This is a genomic window from Moorena sp. SIO3H5, assembly GCF_010692395.1.
GTDB lineage: Bacteria > Cyanobacteriota > Cyanobacteriia > Cyanobacteriales > Coleofasciculaceae > Moorena.
On the sequence record NZ_JAAHHS010000760.1, the window covers coordinates 1 to 1,405 of the forward strand.

A 1,405-nucleotide genomic window follows, 5' to 3' on the forward strand; every position below is an offset into this window, starting at 1 on the left:
CTGCCATCAACAGATACACTGGAGCACTCCGAAAGGAGAGGATACCTAGGAGCCGTGTGAGGGGAAACTTTCATGCACGGTTCTGAATCGGAGGTGCCCCGGATAATACCGGGCATCGACCGTTCCTGAGATCTTCATAGGCGACCAGGTCGTTAGACCGGATTACGCAACGCGCCGGAGACGAAACCTTAGAAGAGTGCAGCCTTACAACAAAACCTGTCACCTTTGATGCATAGCCTACCAACTTGCTTTGGCTGCACTCTTCTTGCGGTAACTTCTAACCAGTCTCTATTAAACTAAGCCAGGGGGTTGCCCCACATCTGACTCGTCTCCAAAACCGTACGTGATAGTTTCCCATCATACGGCTCCTCATAATAGGGTTCCTTGTCATTTGGCACCTCTTTTTCAAAATGGGTGGTCATCTAATTCAGAGGAATCTTTACTTGATTCGTGACATTTGTTTTTGACTTTCATTTTGTGTTTTTCATCGTGGCAGTGTAGGTGGAGTAGTTCAAGGTTATTGATTTGGTCGTTTCCACCTTGTGCGCGTGGTACCTTATGGTGTATTTCCATTAGGTCTCCATCCCTGAAGGTTAGATTACAGTGAGTACATTTGCCTTTTTGTCTTTTGAGAAGTTTTACCTTCTGTTTGGACATTTCTGGGTGGTTACTCATTCTGGTACTCCAGTATATTAAATCCCCGTTGTATGGGCTACTGTTTCCTTTGACCTTCTGGTGTCGGATGATTTCTGTCTTTGAATGTTTTGGAAGGTATGTTCCTTCTTTTGTCATAAAAATCCAGTTATCTACCTTGGGTGCGTCCCAGGGTTTTTTTGGTTCAGTGACCTTGGTTCCCCAGTATTTCTTTTTGACCCAGGTTTTTGACTTATTGGGATGTCTTCGGTATCCCCATCTTTGAAGTTTGTTCCAGAGCACATCATCTAACCCTTTATAGGTCTTTTTGCTTACTACACTCTTGTTGTAGTTGCACCAACCTTGTATGATGGGTTTGAGCCTGCTGATTAGGGCGGCTTGTGGAGCAGCTAGGTGTCTTTTTATTATGTTTCCTAGTTGCTCTTTGTGTTCTTTTACGCTCTTTTTTGATGGTTTAATGAGTGTTTTAAAACCTTGTTTTGATTGATTTTCTCCTACTTGGTATTGTCGGACATTGAATCCGAGAAAGTCAAATCCGTTGTAAGTGTGTGTCAATCGAGTTTTACTGGGTTTTAATTCGAGGCCGATGTCTTTTAACCATGTTTTTATAACTTCTCTACACTTTTCTACCACTTCTTTGTTTTTGTGTATGAGTCGGGTAGGGCGGGGACATCGCTGTCCCTTTCCCCCCTCAGAACCGGACGTACAAGTTTCCAAGTATCACGGCTCAAGCAAATCACTAGGGCTTTCC

1 protein-coding gene and 1 pseudogene are annotated in these 1,405 nt (G+C 43.8%); both read right to left on the minus strand.

Annotated features, from left to right (window positions below; translation table 11 throughout):
• Window positions 1-188: 188 nt before the first annotated feature.
• Window positions 189-288 (minus strand): annotated as a pseudogene (locus tag F6K52_RS36300) (RNA-guided endonuclease TnpB family protein); the annotation flags it as partial.
• 117 nt (window positions 289-405) lie between these two features.
• Entirely contained in the window at window positions 406-1,287 is an 882-nt protein-coding gene (locus tag F6K52_RS36305; RefSeq protein WP_293090068.1) for a group II intron maturase-specific domain-containing protein, read from the minus strand.
• Window positions 1,288-1,405 lie beyond the last annotated feature (118 nt).